Annotated in this window: 11 protein-coding genes and 1 riboswitch; of the genes, 2 read left to right on the forward strand and 9 right to left on the reverse strand. The window is 42.9% G+C overall.

Annotated features, from left to right (window positions below; translation table 11 throughout):
• Positions 1–191 precede the first annotated feature (191 nt).
• From HC643_RS37990 to HC643_RS38000, 3 genes are all read right to left on the reverse strand, one after another.
• Positions 192–1,553, reverse strand: a complete 1,362-nt coding sequence (locus HC643_RS37990; protein WP_038076514.1) for a UDP-N-acetylmuramoyl-tripeptide--D-alanyl-D-alanine ligase — start codon at positions 1,551–1,553, stop codon at positions 192–194.
• 295 nt (positions 1,554–1,848) lie between these two features.
• Positions 1,849–2,295 (reverse strand): tellurite resistance TerB family protein, encoded by a 447-nt coding sequence (locus HC643_RS37995; protein ID WP_038076517.1) that lies wholly within the window; start codon positions 2,293–2,295, stop codon positions 1,849–1,851.
• Positions 2,296–2,526: 231 nt separating this feature from the next.
• On the reverse strand, positions 2,527–2,685 hold the full coding sequence (locus tag HC643_RS38000) for a hypothetical protein (protein WP_038076519.1): 159 nt from the start codon (positions 2,683–2,685) through the stop codon (positions 2,527–2,529).
• Positions 2,686–3,456: 771 nt separating this feature from the next.
• On the opposite strand from HC643_RS38000, the gene HC643_RS38005 reads away from it, so the two are divergent.
• Positions 3,457–4,395, forward strand: a complete 939-nt coding sequence (locus HC643_RS38005; RefSeq protein ID WP_137986193.1) for an aldose epimerase family protein — start codon at positions 3,457–3,459, stop codon at positions 4,393–4,395.
• Positions 4,396–4,564: 169 nt separating this feature from the next.
• On the opposite strand, the gene psbA is transcribed toward HC643_RS38005, so the two are convergent.
• Positions 4,565–5,647, reverse strand: a complete 1,083-nt coding sequence (psbA, locus tag HC643_RS38010; protein ID WP_038076523.1) for a photosystem II q(b) protein — start codon at positions 5,645–5,647, stop codon at positions 4,565–4,567.
• A gap of 149 nt (positions 5,648–5,796) precedes the next feature.
• Here psbA and HC643_RS38015 point away from each other — a divergent pair, with 149 nt between their 5' ends.
• Positions 5,797–9,390, forward strand: coding sequence for a two-partner secretion domain-containing protein (locus HC643_RS38015; RefSeq protein ID WP_050045480.1), 3,594 nt, complete (start codon positions 5,797–5,799; stop codon positions 9,388–9,390).
• A gap of 139 nt (positions 9,391–9,529) precedes the next feature.
• On the opposite strand, the gene HC643_RS38020 is transcribed toward HC643_RS38015, so the two are convergent.
• The 5 genes from HC643_RS38020 to HC643_RS38040 form a co-directional block, all read right to left on the reverse strand.
• Positions 9,530–9,787, reverse strand: coding sequence for a hypothetical protein (locus HC643_RS38020; RefSeq protein ID WP_237266042.1), 258 nt, complete (start codon positions 9,785–9,787; stop codon positions 9,530–9,532).
• A gap of 157 nt (positions 9,788–9,944) precedes the next feature.
• Positions 9,945–11,228 carry a glycosyltransferase gene (locus HC643_RS38025; protein WP_038076532.1) on the reverse strand — a complete coding sequence of 428 codons (1,284 nt, stop codon included), beginning with the start codon at positions 11,226–11,228 and terminating at the stop codon, positions 9,945–9,947.
• A 160-nt stretch (positions 11,229–11,388) separates the two neighbouring features.
• Positions 11,389–11,613, reverse strand: a riboswitch (cyclic di-AMP (ydaO/yuaA leader).
• Between the two features lie 460 nt (positions 11,614–12,073).
• Positions 12,074–14,524 (reverse strand): glycoside hydrolase family 31 protein, encoded by a 2,451-nt coding sequence (locus HC643_RS38030; RefSeq protein ID WP_038076533.1) that lies wholly within the window; start codon positions 14,522–14,524, stop codon positions 12,074–12,076.
• A 683-nt stretch (positions 14,525–15,207) separates the two neighbouring features.
• A complete protein-coding gene (locus HC643_RS38035; protein ID WP_237266043.1) occupies positions 15,208–15,405 on the reverse strand; it encodes a DUF2795 domain-containing protein in 198 nt (65 codons plus the stop codon).
• Positions 15,406–15,756: 351 nt separating this feature from the next.
• Positions 15,757–16,191 (reverse strand): response regulator, encoded by a 435-nt coding sequence (locus HC643_RS38040; RefSeq protein WP_038076537.1) that lies wholly within the window; start codon positions 16,189–16,191, stop codon positions 15,757–15,759.
• Positions 16,192–16,352: the final 161 nt, after the last annotated feature.

Raw genomic sequence — 16,352 nt, forward strand, 5'->3', positions numbered from 1 at the left:
GTAGTTCAAAAATTTTGTTTGCTCATGAGAAGAGCGATGCCTTCGGCAAGCTGCGCTAACGCACTTAAATTTAGTGATTGAATTTGTCATTTTTCGCTCACCGACTGCCGAAAATTTCTGGCTAATACTCTTGACAAAATCCTTAAGAGAGTGAATGAAACAGCCCTGCCCTTAAAAAGGGGGGTCATTGGTCATTGGTCACTGTTAAACTCTGTCCGGAACTGACTGACAACTTTATCTAATCCTATGGAGTGTGCTGCTTTAAAAAGAATTCGATCGCCCTCTTGTACAAATGTCTTTAACCTATCGACCAACTCTCCGTGAGTTGAAAAGCATTCACAGGGTACGCCTTCTGCACTTTCAGCTATAGCTTGGGCATCATTTCCATCCACCAAAACTAACAAAGCGTCTAGGTTTAATTTTCGCACTGTTTCTCCTACTTTTTGGTGAATGTGATGCGATCGCTCTCCCAATTCTTTCATTGCACCAAGTACGGCTATCCGTCGATGACCGGGTGTTTCTGCTAGTAAGTTTAATGCTGCTTGCATTGCTTCTGGTGCAGCATTATAGGTTTCGTCTAAAATAACCACATCATTGGATAAAGTAAAACGCTGCGATCGTCCTCCTGGCATTTCGACCATCACACCCAATTCTAAAAACGACCAATCTATATCCAGCACTTGCGCGACTGCTAAAGCTGCTAGAAAGTTGGTTGCATTGTGGCGTCCGGGTAAAGGTAAGGGTAACTGTATCCCACCAACTTCAATGGTTTCACTATCAACGAGTCTGCCTTGGATATCACCACCCGACAAACCGTAGGTTAAAACTTTTCCCTGCCACACTTTCGCTGCTGTTTCAATTAATAACGGACAATCATGGTTGAGAATTGCTACACTATCTTTAGGCATTTCTGCAAGCAACTCACATTTTGCTCGAGCGATCGCTTCCTCTGAACCCAAAAGCTCAATGTGTGCCGTGCCAACGTTAGTAATCACTCCGATAGTGGGATTCGCTATGTGAGTGAGTTCGGCTATTTGTCCTGTTCCGCGCATCGCCATTTCAATGACTGCAAAATCGTGTTCCGGAGCCAATTGCAGCAGAGTTTTTGGCACTCCAATTTCATTGTTGTAATTGCCATAGGTTTTCAGGGCTTTTCCTTTTGTCGCCAAAACAGCAGCAATAAGTTCCTTAGTAGTGGTTTTACCTACAGAACCCGTGACCCCAATAACTGGAATCTGAAACTGCTCCCGCCACCATCTACCAATTTTCTGATAAGCTAAGAGCGTATCGTTGACTTGCAAGATAGGAAATTCAGCATTCTCATATTCAAAATCGACAACAGCCGCCAAAGCACCCTTGTCTATTGCCTTTTGAATAAATTCATGTCCGTCAAATTTTTCACCGCGTAAAGCTACAAATATTTCACCAGGCTTGATAATACGGCTGTCTGTTTGTATACCGATGCTCGATTTTGCTAGCTCATTTTCAGATAAATTGGCCGAGCGGGCAGAAAGAATTTTAACTAGTTGGCTGAGAGTGATAGAAAAAGACATATTTTCTAAATTTTAATCTTCGTGACTTCACTTAGGGCGTACCCCGCCCATAAGTAGGACAAGATTCCTTAAATGTTAATACTGTTCTAAGTTTTCCGGAACAGCCCGGAAATTTTAACAGCGATCGCATGACTCTCTGACCAGCCATGTATGTAGAGCCAAAAGAGATAAAACTCCTTTGGCAAGCCTAATGTATAAAAATCTCTTGAACTGAGTCTATATGAGTTTTGGCTGTTATGAAAATCTCTCTTCCCGATTTCCGCTCCCTATTCTCTATTTTCAAAATAGAAAAGCATTAGCCCCTGTTTTTAATTACCATCACTTCCACAATTTGGGTAGCAATGTTACGAGAAATATCCAAAGCATGACACAAGTCGTTCAAGAAATCCTGCTCTTCTCGAGTCACGATACCGTCAGCTAGCACCAAATCCGAAGCGACTGCGAAAGCTGCTTCCCTCAAGTCGTAAGGTAAAGATTCCTTTGCTAAGTTAAACAAAGCGTCTAAACCGTCTCTTCTTAGAATACCAAGAAGCTTGTCGAACATTCTGTTGATGACATCATTGGAATAACTTCTGAAGAGCTTCATCCGAGACAGCGTAGCAGAAATACTACGAGCCTCCTCATCAGAAAGATATCCGTCTGAGGCAGTTGCAGCCAAGGTGATAGCAGCAAATGCTTCTGCTGGCGTAAGGATGTCGTAGACTTGGCTGTGTGCGCCAAACACTTTGTCAAATAGACCCATTGTTGTTTACTCCCTAATTGGTGTCTCATCAGCAGTGCCTCTACCCGTGCTTGGATCGCTGTTGGTGGATAGTGCAGCGCTATGAGACTCTTATGCTTTAGTGTTCCCAAGATTTTTCACAAACGAACACTTCTGCTTTATGGTTCTTGACAAAAAACACACTTTTCGCTAAAGGGAGTAAAACTTCTGGTATACGTAAAATTTATTAGTATCAAATTAGGTAAGTAGATCCTAATTCAATCGCTTTGTGTCTACCCGATCGCCCGATTTTTCAATGGTTTCGATGATTGCCAAACCTATGCCAGAAACAGCAATAAGTAAGAAAACCGAAGCCAGGAAGGCGTTTACAAGTATCCGAAGGGCATCGTCGAAGAAAATGTAGCTGCTCATTGTCCGATCTTTTTAACTCAATGGTGCTAGTACTTACAGATTTCTTCACACCTTGATAAGCGTTTTTCGTGATGAAATACTAGCATAAGCATCTTAACAAAACTTTAGCTCTTTCATAACGATGTTTATACTTTTTCTTGTTCGTGCTTGGCTCGATTTTTGTTACCAGAGTTTGGGGTAAGTAAAAAGCTTGTCTTGCAGTTTCCTGTATTTTTACTGAGCTTCATCTTAAACCTTCTAGTACTTTTAGATAATCATTATTACATCTAGAAAAGAAGCAACTAGCTAAAGGTAGTTGTTATCACTTGTATCTATAAGTCAAATGATAGATAACACCTCTTCTACCTTTTGACAGATGAGTCTGGTATTAGTATGGTTTCACCTTGGCAAACTCCTCTCCCGCAGTATGAGTACGCAACGAGCCGCGTCGTTGTCTACTTTTACAGCAGCAGATTGTGCTTGTGGACTCCAATTATGTTTTCCCCCTTGGTAGAAGCTATCTCGCTTTACCATAAGGGATGCCTCTATGGGTTAGAATTTTTCATCTTTCCTGCTGATTTAAATCCTTTGGTTTTCCCGAGCAATTTACTCAATGAGACTCAACTTTTTAGATCGAAGAACTGTTTTGCTAAGCCTTATGAGCTATGTTCTTTGCCTATTCCCTAGAAAAGTTATGCCGAGTTTGATAAGTTGGCTTGTGCAGTAGAATCCGAGGTTAATTCCTACGATAGAAGCACGTATTTCCGCGCAATTGTAGAATTTCTGAGTTGATTGGCAATAAAACCGCGATCGCGCTTTCCAGGAATGACAATTACCCTGAAAAATTCTGAAATTCAACTTTCCATTAGACCAGACCTTGGCGGTCGCATCGACCAGTTGCAAGATTTGAAAACAGGACACGAGTGGCTGTGGCATCCTTCAGATTACGATCCACAGCTATCCCGCAACCTTGAAGTGGGTGCATCTTTTGATGGCAATTGGACTGGTGGTTGGGATGAAATTTTTCCCAATGATGCGGCGGGTGTTTTCCAGAATCGGCACTTGGTCGATCACGGTGAATTGTGGTCGCAAGCTTGGGAATTGTTGGAAAAGTCTGATTTAAGTGTCAAGATGGCACTTGCTTGTCAAACAGTACCAGTGCAGGTAGAAAAAACCATTACTCTTGATGAAAAGCAAGCAAAAGCGACTATAAAGTATTTGTTTAAAAATCAGTCGGAAGAAACCATTCCGTTTTTATTTAAGCAACATACAGCTGTAGCTATTGAAGAAGGAGATGAAGTTCTCCTTCCAGACTGCACTATTGAGCCTGCTGTTCTGGAATTCAGTAAAATTATTGGTCGCCAGGAAAAAACTCCCTTTCCCAAAGCTTTTGCAGCCGATGGCAGTGAAGTCAACGTACAGCGTATTCCACCGCGATCGTCACAACTACAGGAATTTTATTATAGTTCTCAGTTGGCTGTAGGGCAATGCGGAATTCGCAATCAGCGCTCGGCTTCTACTTTGCTCATGAGTTTTGATACTGCTGATTTTCCATATGTTTGGGTGTTTGCTAGTTTTGGCGGTTGGCAGAATCATTACGTACTCGTGCTAGAACCTTGTACCAATATTCCTTACGATCTGGAAATCGCTTGTCGTAATGGAACTTCGGCGCTACTACCTCCCCACTCATCACAACTCCGGAGTTTAACTGTTGAGTTACAGCGTTTGTAAGTTCGATAATCTCTCAATTTCTCGTTTCCAAGCTCAGCCTGAAAATGAGGAGATTATCCGACGCCAACAGCATCCTAATAGGAGAAATACAAGATCAAAAAGCGCCCCTCTCATGAGGAGCGCTTTTTCTCTTCTGAAGACGCGGTGAACCGCGCCTCTGAATTAATGATTAACCGTTGATAGCAGGAGCGCTGATTGCGACAGGAGCAACTTCAGTTGCAGCCAAGTCGAGAGGGAAGTTGTGAGCGTTGCGCTCGTGCATGACTTCCATACCGAGGTTAGCGCGGTTGAGGATGTCTGCCCAGGTTCCGATAGCGCGACCTTGGGAGTCAATCACGGATTGGTTGAAGTTGAAGCCGTTGAGGTTGAACGCCATGGTGCTGATGCCCAGTGCGGTGAACCAGATGCCTACTACTGGCCATGCTGCCAAGAAGAAGTGCAAACTGCGGCTGTTGTTGAATGATGCGTATTGGAAGATCAAGCGACCGAAGTAGCCGTGTGCTGCGACGATGTTGTAGGTCTCTTCTTCTTGTCCGAACTTGTAACCGTAGTTCTGTGACTCGGTTTCGGTTGTTTCACGTACCAAGGAAGAGGTGACTAGAGAACCGTGCATTGCGCTGAACAGAGAACCACCGAATACACCTGCTACACCTAACTGGTGGAAGGGGTGCATGAGGATGTTGTGCTCTGCTTGGAACACCAACATGAAGTTGAAGGTTCCAGAGATTCCCAAAGGCATACCGTCGGAGAAAGAACCTTGTCCGATGGGGTAGATCAAGAACACTGCGGTAGCTGCTGCTACAGGTGCGCTGAATGCTACACAGATCCAAGGACGCATACCCAAGCGGTAGGACAATTCCCACTCACGACCCAAGTAGCAGAATACGCCAATCAGGAAGTGGAAAATTACCAACTGGTATGGACCACCGTTGTACAACCACTCATCTAAGGAAGCCGCTTCCCAGATGGGGTAGAAGTGAAGACCGATGGCGTTAGAAGAAGGAACAACTGCACCGGAGATGATGTTGTTGCCGTAGAGCAAGGAACCTGCAACGGGTTCGCGGATACCATCGATGTCTACAGGAGGAGCAGCGATGAATGCGATAATGAAGCAGATAGCTGCGGAGAGCAGTGTAGGGATCATCAACACGCCGAACCAGCCGACATAAAGGCGGTTTTCGGTGGAGGTGATCCAGTTACAGAACTGCTCCCATACGTTGGCGCTTTGGCGCTGTTGTAAGGTTGCTGTCATGTTTCTATATATTGCGATGACTTTAATAAATCGGGCAATTGCTTACCCTACTGATAATTTACATTTCTTTACTTTGCTTGGCAATATGGTTAAGTTTAGTAAAGTTTATATCATTTATTATTTCTACTTATTAGAGGGCAAAGCCTAAAATGATGGGGCGATGGATAATTGGTTGGAAACTTACTGGAAAAGGCAGAGGGCAGGAGGCAGGAGGCAGAAGGAATGGTTCCTGCCCTCTGCCTACTGCCTTCTTGAACTTGGGAATTTGGTTAGTCCTAGAAGGCATAATTGCTGTCTTTGCAAATTCCACTCTTGCTCAAGAACTCAGACCTTTAGCTGATAATACCTTGGGTGAAGAGAATTCTGTAGTCACACCTGTAAACGCACAAGTTGACCGAATTGACGGTGGAGCAATTCGCGGAACTAATTTGTTTCACAGTTTTTCGCAATTCAACATCGGTGAAGGACGAGAGGTCTATTTTGCTAACCCATCTCAAGTTCAAAACATTTTGAGTCGCGTCACGGGGGCGGATGCATCTCAACTTTTGGGAAAACTGAGTGTTTTAGGTAATGCTAATCTGTTTCTTATCAATCCCAATGGCATTATATTTGGTAAAAATGCCAGTTTGGACATCCGTGGTTCATTTCTAGCAAGTACGGCAAGTCAAATCAAATTTGCTGATGCTTTTGAGTTTACTACAAACGCACTTCAAACAAAACCACTCTTGACTGTTAGCGTTCCTACTGGTCTGCAATTCGGGGGGAAGGTTGGGAGTATCCAAAATCAATCTACAGTAACCAATAGCAATGGGACTGCTGTTGGTCTTCAAGTTCAACCAGAAAGAACATTGGCACTTGTTGGTGGATTCATAGCGTTGGATGGCGGTTCGGTACAAGCAGCAAATGGTCGGATTGAGTTGGCGGCGGTTGCGGAACGGGGAACGGTGGGACTATCAGTGAGTGGTAGCGATCTTTCCTTGGATATTCCACCAACTGTGGAGAGAGCAGATATATCTCTTATCAATGCAAAGATAGATGTGAGCGATCGCAGTCGGGGTAGTATAGAGATGATTGCGAAAAACATAAATATTTCGGGTGAAAGCCTCATTTCTGCTGGTATTGGGGAAAATTTGACAGCAACGGGCTTGTCTTCGGGAAATATTACCCTGAATGCAACAGATTTAATTGGCATCAACTACCCAAGCCGGGTCGTAAATGTTGTTTCTGAAAATGCGATTGGTAATGCAGGCGATATTAATATCAATGCGGGTACAATAAAAATCAACAATCGAGCGAGTGATTCAACACCGGAGTCTGGCTCATCCATTCCTGCGGCGTTGAACACGGGTTCGTTAGGAACTGGGCGTGCTGGAAACGTATCACTGTTCGCTACGGGCTCAATGGAGTTACTCGGACAAGATACTAACTCCTTGGATGAAGTCATTTCCACTTATAACTATCTTGGCAAGCAGATAGGAGGTGGAGATATTAGGCTTGAAGCAAATCGTGTCTATTTAAATAACGCCTATCTAAATGCTACTGGTGGCTACGGAGGACTTATCTCAGTTGTGGGCAAAGATTCGGTGTCAATAACTGAAAACAGTTTCCTCAATGGTGGTACTGGTTCGGGGGATGCTAAAGACATTACAGTCGAGTCGAACGGGATCGTCACTATCGATCGCAGCTGGCTTGGTAATAACGTTGGCGGCGAACAATCCGGTAATGCAGGTAATATCAAGATTGCTGGCCAAGCGGTTTATATAATCAAGGGGTCTTTGTTAGAGACGAGATCCGAAGCGAATGGTGGTAACTCTGGTAACATTCAGATCGATGCCACGGGAAGAGTAGAAATATCAGGTATCGATCCAACGCATGGTGGTTCAGGCGATCGCACGCCAAACGCTCCCAACAGCTTGCTGAGTGTGATTGCTGACTCAGATACCAGAGGAAATCCAGGTGATATTACTATTAAAGCAGGAGAAATTTACATAACCAATCGTAATATAAATGGTGGTGTTTTTCCAGCCTTAAATGCTGGTAGCAGTGCAGACAGACCGTCTGGAAAAGTTTCGCTTTCTGCCACAACTGGCTCTATAGCTTTAATAGGGCAGGATAAACTCTTTCCCGATGCTATCATCTCTACCTACGGTCTTCAAACATCATCTGGTGGTGGAGACATTTCTCTAACAGCCAAGGGCTCTATTTTTTTGCAGTCTGCGTATGTTGTCAGTGCAAGAGCAAATGGCGGAAATATATCGCTTATTGGAAATGATGCGGTCTCTATAACTGAAAATAGCTTTCTGAATGCTGGAACCACTCAAGGCAATTCTGGTTCCATCACAATCCAATCTAATGGTCCTGTGATTATCCAACGGAGTCTCGTTGGTAACAATGTTGGTTTGAGCGAGCGATCGGGTAATGTAGGTAACACCAAAATCAGTGGGAAATCTGTTTCCATAATTGATGGGTCACTCATAGAAGCTAGCTCGGAAAGGAGTGGTGGCAACTCTGGTAGTATTGATATCGATGCTGTAGAAACAGTCGAAATATCGGGCATCGATCCATTGCATGACCCTAACGTTGACAGTAGCGATTTTACCAAAATTTTTCCGTATACTGTTGTAACAGCAACTAGTAATTACGAATCAATCGGTCAGGCAGGTAATATTAATATTACAGCTCGTACATTACGGGTATCAAATGGGGCAAGTATAAGAGCACAAAGTCAAAACGCCCGTAACAGTGGGAATATTAATATTGATGCCAAGATTGTTGAACTCACAAGTGGCGGACAACTGCTAACTAATGCTGCAGGTAGTGGCAATGCTGGTAACATTAGCATAAAAAACAGCGATCGCATCCTGATTTCAGGGAGTAACTCTAACTACGATGCAGTCTTTGAGCAAATAAAACAAACTTATAACAACAGTTATCCTCAGATTGTACTGGGTGCTGGTGTTTCACCCACAGATGGTTACAAGTATATACTTGGTTACGCTGGTCCTAACAGTGGGATATTTGCCAGTACAGAATTAACTGATGGTGGCAACATTACATTAAATGTAGGGAAAGTTTTGCAACTACGCCATAACGGGCAAATCTCTGCCAAAGCCGGAGAAAGAGGCAAAGGAGGTAACATTACTATTAATGCATCTAATGGTTTTATTGTAGCTGTCTTAAAAGAAAATAGCGATATCATCGCCCAAGCCGTCGAAGGTAGTGGGGGTCGTATTACAATTAACGCTGCGGGTATTTATGGATTGGAAAATCGTACCCAGTTGTCATCGGATGATACCATCAGTGAAATTAACGCCAGCTCGGAGTTTGGCACAGACGGCTCCGTAGAACTGAACACTTTTGAATTTGAGCCAAATATTGATTCAGTTAACCTACCAACAGTACCTGTTGATACTCAAATATCCCAAAACTGCAATCATTCAAATCTGACTCAAAGTAAATTCACTATAACTGGACGTGGTGGCTTACCTCCCAATCCCAATGAAAATCTCACTTCTGATGCAGTATTGGTGAATTGGATAACGCCTGCATCTAGTGAAACAAACAACTCCAACTTACACGGTATGACTGTATCAAAAACTACTATACAACAGAGCGTTACAGAAGCAACTGGGTGGACAGTCAATCAAAAGGGAGAGATTTTTCTAACAGCTCGCCCAGCCTCAGTCACGTCTCACAGTCCTTGGTCAGCACCAATCCTTTGCAGTTCTGGAATTTCCAAATAAAAACTTACCTCACAGCGCATTCATCTATGCAAATTACAGTAGTTTTCACCTAAATGAACCACAGTAGTAAGGGCGCAAGACCGCCGCGCCCTTACTACTGTGGTTTATTTACCTTGAAAATGGCTGTAAAACTATGCTTTTATGCTTGCAATGCGACCTCACTTTCTACCGATTCTGAGGAAATACGAGTAGGAACTGCTTCTATCTCCACTCGCACCCATTCGGAGTAGACATCTTCCAAAAATCTGCTGCGATCGGGGCTTTCGTTAGCAATCTCTCTTACTTTGAGAGTCGTTACATAAACTCCTTGTACGACTTCATGACCGTACCCAACAACTTGACCAATTAGCCCGGTCACTTGATGGCGTGCATAGTCACCAATCTCTAACATTGTCATAACTCCTTGACTAGATAGACGGAACGGTTTGTTTTTTACGTTTGCTACAGAATATTGACAATTGGTTGAACGGGGATCGCTTGAGGCGGTGAAATGATTGCAACTTCCTTGATAGAGCGATGGAAGAATGCGAATTCAAGCCTTCGCCGACCGCTTGTCAAGCCACAACCTGAGGTTTTCTCTCTTGTTCTTGTGTGGTGACAACTTCTGGTAACAAATGAGTGTAAAGATGAGTTAATCTGGAGGCAACACTTTGCCAGCTGAAAGCAATTTCTACACGCTGTCTACCTGCTTCACCAAGGCGATCCCGCCATTCTGGATTGATTAGAATGCGGTCAATAGCTAAGGCAAAAGCATCTTCATCCTTGGGAGGAGCAAGCAATCCTGTTACCTCAGGTACTACTGTAAATCGCAAACCACCAACATCACTGGCAACAACTGGAGTTCGGCTCGCCATCGCTTCAATGGCAACCAAACCAAAAGGTTCGTAGTGACTGGGGACAACACACACATCAGCCGCTGCATAGTATAAAGGCAGAACAGCCTCATCTAGACGACCTGGAAAGGCTGTGTAATTCTCCAGTCCAAGTTCAGACACAATACCAGAGATGCGATCGCGCTCGATTCCATCACTATAACCGGGACGACTGCCACCTCCAATAATTAATTGTAGGTTAGCGACAGAGTGCAAACTTGACTTTGCAAAAGCTCTCACAAGTGTCTCAATACCCTTGCGTTTATCAAAGCGACCAACGTAGAGTACAACCTTTGCATCAGGAGCAATACCCAATGTTTGACGTGCTTGAGAGCGTTCAACCGAGCCAAATTTCTCAATATCGGTACCGCAAGGAATAACTTCTATGCGTCCAAGAGAAGAAACTAGCTTTCGCATATGTTCCTGTTCTTGGGGGCTAGTCGCAACAACTCGATCGACACACTCCAGACAATTTTTTTCTACAGCTAGTCTGATACTAGCTATTGCTGGTACGTCAGAAACAGTGCTGTATTTCACTGCTCCTAATGAATGGTATGTATGCACTTGAATCAATGGTTGCCGCTTTTTTAGTTCCATACCCACCCAAGAAGACAACCAATAGTGAGTGTGAACCAGAGAATACTGAAAACCTTGATTTTGCTGGAATGATTGAAACTCTGCGATAAATTCAGGTAGATAATCTAGCAGGCTATCCCGACCTATAAACTCTATCGGACCAGCTTTTAGCCGAATTGTTCGACAGTTAGTTCCATGTTGGATAATAGCTGCTTGCTCGGGACTGCTGAGGCGAGTGAACATATCCACCTGCCAACCTTTTTGAGCTAGTGCGTAACCTATCTGACGGACATACACGTTTTGTCCACCAGCCTCTTCTTGTCCTATTTCTGCAGCAGGATCTCCATCCACAGAAATCAAAGCGATACGATGCTTTTTTGTCAGTAGCATAGTTAAACTTCACCACATGGCAATCTTTCCTGCCTCAGATATCTGAGTGGAGGTAATATGACCCCTTACCCAAAGCTAAGGGCAGGTACAACGAAGCGCACAGATACCAGCCAAGGATACCGACGAGAACAAGGCATTACTTGTTAAGAATGCTGTTCGCTCAGTCTCCTCTCAATGCCGACGAAGTTAGCTGACGGGCTAGGACTGAGAGATGTCCCTCTTTAACAAGGATGAAATATAAAGTTTAAAGGATGATGTGAGAAAAAGGACCTCTTATTTATCCTTTATACTTAAGTCTCTATCCTTTTTAAAGATTAGCCCCAACGGTGGTTCCTCCGCTTCAAGTTTACCTACGGGAACACTGTGTCTAAGGCAAACCAAGAATTAGGCAGACCGAATCTATATTGTTAAGAATTTAACGCGTAACCTTCACATAAGTCAACCTTCTTCAAGGAAGACTTCTTTTAGCAACAAGCATTGCTACTCTCCATTACGTTTTACTGCGAGTTGTGTAATTCTGAACGTAACCGTTTAACAAAGCCAGCTTGGTCTAACAAGTTATGGATAAACAATTATGAAGTACGACCTCCATCCAACATATATCCTTCATCGAAATAAATTTCAAATGCTTAACATAAGTTATCATAATTATATGAATTTTCTTTAAAGAAAATTATATGCATTACTTTTTTATCTGAATATTTTGTTGCAAATATTAAATCAATTTTATGTCTAGCGAGAGATGACAAAATATCATTTTCTTTTTTTAATTTTTCGGCTAGTTGGGTGGGCAATGCCCACCGATATCGAATAGTTTGGGAGCATGAGGGCTCACGTCCCAATCCCTAGCCTTGGATGCGAACCTGATGGAAGCGATCGCTGACATCACCCCCCTCTAAGTTTGGGAACTCCAATATCTGTCCGGTGCAAGTCACCTCTTCTCCATCAACCCACACTTGTTGCAGTTTGATTCCATGTACGTGTAGGCTCATCGATTTATAGGGGAAAGGATATTTCCCTTCTTCTGTCCAAGTGATTTCCAGACCGTTCTCGGAACGTGTCATCCCAAACTTATCTACTCTTGATTCTCCATAGCCATCACCTGCATCAGTGTAGAGAACGGTTTCACGGCTGTCTTCTTCTACAGGAGGGTAAATATGGAGAATTAATTGCTTTTTCTCCTCCATTGGTAAAATACTTCCAGCCAAAACGAACAGGGGAATTTGTTCTAGCGGTGCTTCGATTGTGATTTGTTGGGAACCTTCTAAAGCTGTATCATCCCAAAAATTATACCAGAAACCTTTAGGTAAAATCACTTGTCGCGATCGCGCTCCTTCTTGTACGATCGGACAAACAAGTAACGCCTCACCCAACAAGAAAGCATCTTCCACAGACCAGAGTTCGGGTTCATCCGTTGCAGACCAGAAAAGAGGACGCACGGGAGGATAACCTTTTTGTGTTGCTTCCCAAGACAAGGTATAGAAATAGGGAAGCAATCGGTAACGGAGTTCTAAATATTGCCGAATGATACTTAAATAAGGTTCTCCATAAGTCCAAGGCGTGCGGTGTTCCACATTATTAGAAGAGTGGGTGCGGTAAAACGTAAAAAAGGTTGCCATTTGGAACCACCGCAAGTAAAGCTCAGCACTAGGATTTCCCTGAAAACCACCGATATCGGGACCGCTATAAGGAATGCCAGAAAGCCCCAAACCTACGACTGTTGCTATAGTTGTACGCAACGCAATCCAGGTACACTCTACATCACCCGTCCAAGTCCAAGCGTAGCGCTGAAGACCAGCCCAGCCCGCACGGGAAACAATAAAAGGGCGTTGCTGGGGATGGTATTGGCACAAACTTTCATATGCTGCTTTTGCCTGTAGTAACCCGTAGACATTGTGTGCTTCGCGATGATCCCCGCCCCTACCTTCCATATAATGTTGCGTTACTTTGGGAAGCGAGCGATCGCCCCAAGCAATAAAAGCAGCCGGTTCATTCATATCGTGCCAGAAACCGGCGACACCCACATCCAGCAGATACTGATATTGCCGACTCCACCATGCACGAACTTTGGGGTTAGTAAAATCTGGAAATACACACCACCCAGGCCAAACAGGTGCAACAACAAGTTTTCCGTTAGGGAGTTTGCAAAAGCCGTCCAGTATTTGACCTTCTAAAAATAAATTACTGTGACGGCTGTACTTAATACCGGGATTGAGAATAGCAATAAATTGCACCCCAAGTTCTTTGAGTTCTTGTGTAAAACTTCCTAATTTAGGAAAGCGATCGGGATCGATCGTAAAAGCTCTGTTGCCAACTTGACAATCGATATCCAAATGAATCGCACTTAAAGGCAAATTGCGTTCTTGAAATGCTCGGGCTTCTTCTCGGATTTTTTCTTCTGTACGGTATCCCCATTTAGATTGGTGATACCCCAAAGCCCACAAGGGAGGTAAAGCAGCACGCCCTGTTAACTCTGTGTAGCGTTCTAAAAGTTGAGCGGGTGTACCATAAGTAAAGTAGTAACGCAGCGATCCCCCTTCAAAATTAGCAACAGCAGTTTCCCCAAAGGTAAAATAAGCGTCAAAAGAATTTTCATAAAAGATGAGATAACTGCCAGAGGAATGCAAACTCAAATACACGGGAATACACAGATACATTGGATCTGAACCGGGACCATACATACCTGCAGCATCATAGTTCCACATCCGGTATGTTTTTGGTTGTTGCTTCTCATCTTTGGCAGCACGTAAGTTAAGAGAAGAAAATCGTTCCCCAAGACCGTATATTTGTTCTTCTTGTCGCAATTGTGCTTGATGCAACCATCCTTCATTTTTACAAGAAGGGGCAAATTCTTCACGTAATATTTGTCCTGAGGAATCACAAAACTTTAAACTACCATCTTCTTTGACAATAACTTTTAGCTTGGCACTAGAGATGGAGACACCGTTTTCTATTTCTTCTACGTGAGTTTTCACATCCTGCCAATCTTTGCGGGCAATGCCATAAGGAATAGGTGGTATACCAGGTTTCCAATCGACTCGAATTAACTCTTCAGTCAGAAAAGAAATTTGTAATTCTGCAAGTTCAAAATAGAAATTAGCACCTTTTTCTGTAAGTTCGGTATGAGTCAGTTTTCCAGGCTTATTAAAACCTTTTTCTGTAGAATACTTGAAAAATTTGCGTTCTATGTTATCTCTCAAGCGAGAATAAAGAAGTGCATGAGGCGTGTACTTGAAGTAAAAGAGAGAACCCCAAAAGAACTTTAGCTTTAGTTGAATTTCTTTAAGCCTATTCATAATATAATATGTGTAATTGGTTAGTTGTTAGATTATTGCGATCCTGCTAAAGTCTCAAGCACAAACCAGATAATAACTACTGGTGTAAGTTCCATAGATAAGGAATTTTGTCATTCTTCTTAGGTTCTGAATTAAAAATTTAAAGATAACAAGAATTCTTTGTCAGAAGTATCTACTTGAGGAGGGAAATGAAAATAAAAGGCTTAGGGTGTATAGCCGAGGCAGCGCTTTGCCGAGAGCAGTAAGTTGCGGGGTTTCCCCCCGTTTAGGCGACTGCTCTGAGTTCCCCCCGTTGTTCGCCTCTACGGTGGTGTACACATCTTTAGAGATCTCCCTAAAACTCCCAATAAATTGGGAGACTTGAACAATTTTCCCCCTTAAAAAGGGGGGCTAGGGGGGATCGAAACTGTCAAAAGGGATTTTAGGAGACTTGTGTGTAAACCGTAGGTTGTTCGCCTAGGTCTCCACTCCTGAGATAGCGCCTACCGTCGGTGAATTCTACTCTAAGGGCAATATAGTAAATTTGGGATGCTCCCAATAAAAACTTCAAAAGATTGATAGCCTTCTCAGTTCTTTCCTCTGCGATCTAGCGTCTGTTGCGGATTAAAAGTATTTTATTTAACAGCAGAAGCCAATAGTACGCAGAGGAAAAAGATAAGGGATGACTGCCTGATTTTATCAAGCTATGCCATCATGCCCATTGCTTGGCTCACATCCGTAGCTGTTTCGTATTGCTGATTTGGTAAATGCCTTAAAGCCCGAAGGACTCTTTCATCAACACCTTTCTCCTCAGCATAAAAAATTAAGTCTTTCTTACTGACCGGATATTGAACTTCATTCAAGTTTTTCTGTAGCTGTACGCGGTTTACTCTAAACATCATGACAACCTCCTACAAATGGACTGGGACTCACACTACTTTTTCCGATGGTGCAAAAAATGCTCTTGCACTCAGTTTATAAATTCACAATCTATTCTGAAGCGGTAAAAGACGATTGTGAAAATATCAACTGTTCATCAGACCAGCTTGGTGTTGAGCTTCACTCGTTAATTAAGGTACAAATTTTAGATAATATGAACTTCCTGCTATTGGAGGAAAAAAATCAAAATTTTGACTGAAAATTTTTCCTAACATCCACCTGAGGAGAGAAATTATTATTTGAATGTTTTGATGAAGTTCGATATGGCTGTCTTCCGTTAAGCTTCGCTTATCGCTTTCAGAATATACACTCGATTAGTGCGGATTCTGAGATAGTAACGACACAACTTCCCTTAAAATTTCTTCAAAACCCCGTACAGACATAGGCTTGACAAAATATAAGTTAATGCCAACGGCTGTAAAGCGATCCGCATTATCTGTATCCGTAGAACTGCTCATAACAACAATCGGTAAATCCTTAAAATCATTTTGTTCCCTAATCCACGTTACTAGCTCTAACCCTCCCATACGAGGCATTCTTGTATCTGTTAAAATAATGTTTGGAAATGGGTAAATCTCTCTATTTGCATAAGAACCTTCACCGAGCAAATAGCTCACAGCCTCGTTCCCGTTTGTCACGTTTTTTAGGATCATCTGTAAGTTGGTTCTTACAGCAGCACGTTGAATAAAAAGTAAATCATCAGGGCTATCCTCAACCACCAGAACAATAGGTAACTTGGTATCACTCATTTCTATAAGTGGAATAATCTAAAAAATTATACAAAATTCTAAAGTCATGAGGCTAACTGATTTCTACCCCGGTTATATAGCAATCCTATTTGAGATCTAAACAGAAGACAAGGAAGAGGTGTTTGTAAATCATTTAGGACAGCGATCGCTTATCGCAGAAG

Source organism: Tolypothrix bouteillei VB521301, assembly GCF_000760695.4.
Taxonomy (GTDB): Bacteria; Cyanobacteriota; Cyanobacteriia; order Cyanobacteriales; family Nostocaceae; genus Scytonema; species Scytonema bouteillei_A.